The sequence below is a fragment of the Micrococcus sp. HMSC31B01 genome, assembly GCF_001816085.1.
GTDB lineage: Bacteria > Actinomycetota > Actinomycetes > Actinomycetales > Micrococcaceae > Micrococcus > Micrococcus luteus.
The window spans coordinates 1-3,006 of the sequence record NZ_KV825392.1 but is presented as its reverse complement, the minus strand read 5'-3'; the positions used below and the strand labels follow the sequence as shown (position 1 = coordinate 3,006).

The following is a 3,006-nucleotide window of genomic DNA, read 5'->3' as shown; positions in this document are numbered from 1 at the left end:
GGCCTGGACGGCCTGGCCCTGCCGCTCCCGCCCGGCGCCGAGGCGCCACGCGGCCAGGCCCACGGCCATCGCGTCCAGCTCGGTGAGGACGCCGTCCGTCTCCGCGACGACGTCCTCGGTGTGGGCCGCCGTCGGGAGGGCCGCGCGGGGGTCGCCGCCCTGGGCCTCGATCATCCGGTTCCACACGTCCATCGCCCGGCCGTTGGCCAGGTGCTCGGCCGGGTCCACGTCCGTGACCCCGGCGCCGGCGAGCATCGCGGCGGCGAGCGCCACGGTGAGCTCCACGACGTCGGCCGGGCCGCCGCCGGCGAGCACCTCCACCGACTCGCGGACCTCGAGGGCGTTGCCAGCCGTCCGGCCCAGGGGCACGGACATGTCCGTGAGCAGCGCCGAGGTGTCCACCCCGGCGTCCCGGCCTAGGTCCACCATGGTCCGGGCCAGCTCGCGGGCGGACGCCTCGTCCTTCATGAACGCGCCCGAGCCGCACTTGACGTCCAGCACGAGGGCGCCGGTGCCCTCGGCGATCTTCTTGGACATGATCGAGGAGGCGATCAGCGGGATGGCCTCCACCGTGCCGGTGACGTCGCGCAGGGCGTACAGGCGCTTGTCCGCCGGGGCCAGGCCCGAGCCGGCCGCGCAGATCACGGCGCCCACCTCGGAGAGCTGGCGCAGCATCGCCTCGTTGCTGAGGTCGGCCCGCCACCCGGGGATCGCCTCGAGCTTGTCCAGGGTGCCGCCGGTGTGGCCGAGGCCGCGGCCGGACAGCTGCGGCACGGCCACCCCGAAGGAGGCCACGAGGGGGGCCAGCGGCAGGGTGATCTTGTCCCCCACGCCGCCGGTGGAGGGCTTGTCCGCGGTGGCCAGGGGGCGGCCGTCCGGGGTGGTGAGCCCGCCGAAGTCCATGCGCTCGCCCGAGGCGATCATCGCGTCCGTCCAGCGGGCGATCTCGGCGCGTTCCATGCCGTTGAGCAGGATCGCCATGGCCAGGGCGGACATCTGCTCGTCCGCCACCACGCCGCGGGTGTACGCGTCCACCACCCAGTCGATCTGCTCGGGGGACAGCGTCCCCCGATCCCGCTTGGTGCGGATCACCTCGACGGCGTCGAAGGGCTCGGCCTGCGGCTGCGCGGTCATGGGGGTCTCCTCGGGGGACGGCTGCGACGGTCAGCCTCCGACTCTAGCGAGCGGGCCCGGGAGCGCGCCGCAGGTCAGGGACGGTCCGCCCGCTCCAGGTCGGCCGGGCCGAAGGCGTCCGGGAGCACCGCGTCGATCCCCCGTTCCCCCGTCGGGGTGAGCAGCACGAGCCCGGGGGCGCGGAACTCGTACAGCAGCTGGCGGCACCGCCCGCAGGGCATGGTGAGCACGCCCGCGCCGTCCACGCACACGAACGCGGCCAGTCGGCCGCCCCCGCCCATGCGCAGGTCGGCCAGCAGCGCGCACTCGGCGCACAGCGTCAGCCCGTAGGACGCGTTCTCGATGTTGCAGCCCGAGACGAGGCGGCCGTCGTCGGTGAGCGCGGCGGCGCCCACCCGGAACCCCGAGTAGGGCACGTAGGCGTGCTCCGTGGCGGCCAGGGCCGCGGCCCGCAGCCGGTCCCAGTCCACGCGCGGCGCCGTCGTCGTGTGCTGCCCGTCCGCCACGGCTACTCCTTCACGTACGGCACGCCCGAGGCGGCCGGGCCGCGCGAGCGGCCCACGAGGCCGGCCACGGCGAACACCGTGACGAGGTACGGGAGCATCGCCATGAACTGGCTCGGCACCGGGGTGCCGAGGATCGCCAGGACGTACTGCATGTTGGTGGCGAAGCCGAACAGCAGCGCCGCGAAGAACGCGCCGATCGGGTTCCAGCGGCCGAAGATCACGGCCGCGAGCGCGATGAAGCCCTGGCCCGCCGTCATCTCCTTGGAGAAGGACGACGCCGAGACGAGCGTGAAGAACGCCCCGCCCATGCCGGCCACCGCGCCGCCCAGCAGGACGGCGGCGTACCGCGTGCGGTTCACGTCGATGCCCACGGTGTCCGCGGCCTTGGGGTGCTCGCCCACGGCGCGCACGCGCAGGCCCCAGCGGGTGCGGAACAGGGCGAACCACAGCGCGATCACGAGCAGGTACATCGCGTAGCCCAGGATCGTCTGGTCGAACAGGATGGGCCCGAGCACGGGGATGTCCGCCAGGCCCGGGATCCGCAGGTTCGGGAAGTGCGGCGGCGCGTTGAGCTCGGTGTCCCCGCCCGTGAGGACGGTGGAGTACAGGAAGCTCGTCAGGCCGGCCACGAGCACGTTGAGCACGACGCCGACGATCACCTGGTTGACCAGGTACTTGATCGAGAACACGGCGAGCAGCCAGGACACGAGGACGCCGGCCACGATCGCGGCGGCCAGGCCCGCCCAGGGCGAGCCGGTGGCGGTGCCGACGACGGCGGCCGTGAACGCGCCCGCCAGCAGCTGACCCTCGATCGCGATGTTCACCACGCCCGAGCGCTCGGCCAGGATGCCGGCCATCGAGCCGAAGATCAGCGGGACGGCCAGCGCGAACGAGCCGGCGATCAGGCCGGTGAGGAACACGGTGGTGTTGTCCGCCGAGCCGATCACCCAGATGAGGAACGCGGCCACGAACGCGACGGCGAACAGGGCGGCGGCCCAGCCGGGGGTGCGCCCCGAGCGCAGGGTCGCCAGCCAGGCCACCGCGGTCAGCACCGCCATGAGCCCGACGAGCAGCCAGCCCCCCAGCACGGGGTCGGCGGTCAGGTCCGGGAGCACGACGGTGTCGGACGCGTGGGAGAGCCGGAAGGTCGCCGTCGCCTCGGGGGCGCCGAGGGCGAAGACGGCCAGGGCCAGCAGGGTCAGGATCGTCAGGGCGATCGGGGTGGTCCAGTGCCGGACCACGACCCGGGCGGGCTCGGCGGCCTCGGGGCGGACGACGTCGGCGTGGGGCCGGGCGGCGGTCGCGCTCATCGGGCGTCCCCCTTCTGCTCGTGCGGGCGGTGGGTCGGGGCCGTGTCCGTGGGCTG

The 3,006-nt window shown here is 74.3% G+C and carries 3 protein-coding genes; all 3 read right to left on the bottom strand.

The genetic code is table 11. The annotated features are described in order from the left end of the window. The coding region (locus HMPREF3105_RS11260; protein WP_070709658.1) for a thymidine phosphorylase at positions 1-1,134 on the bottom strand (1,134 nt) is incomplete at its 3' end. Between the two features lie 74 nt (positions 1,135-1,208). Beyond that, a complete protein-coding gene (locus HMPREF3105_RS11255; RefSeq protein WP_070709657.1) occupies positions 1,209-1,640 on the bottom strand; it encodes a cytidine deaminase in 432 nt (143 codons plus the stop codon). Between the two features lie 2 nt (positions 1,641-1,642). Next, positions 1,643-2,950 (bottom strand): ABC transporter permease, encoded by a 1,308-nt coding sequence (locus tag HMPREF3105_RS11250; protein ID WP_070709655.1) that lies wholly within the window; start codon positions 2,948-2,950, stop codon positions 1,643-1,645. Positions 2,951-3,006 lie beyond the last annotated feature (56 nt).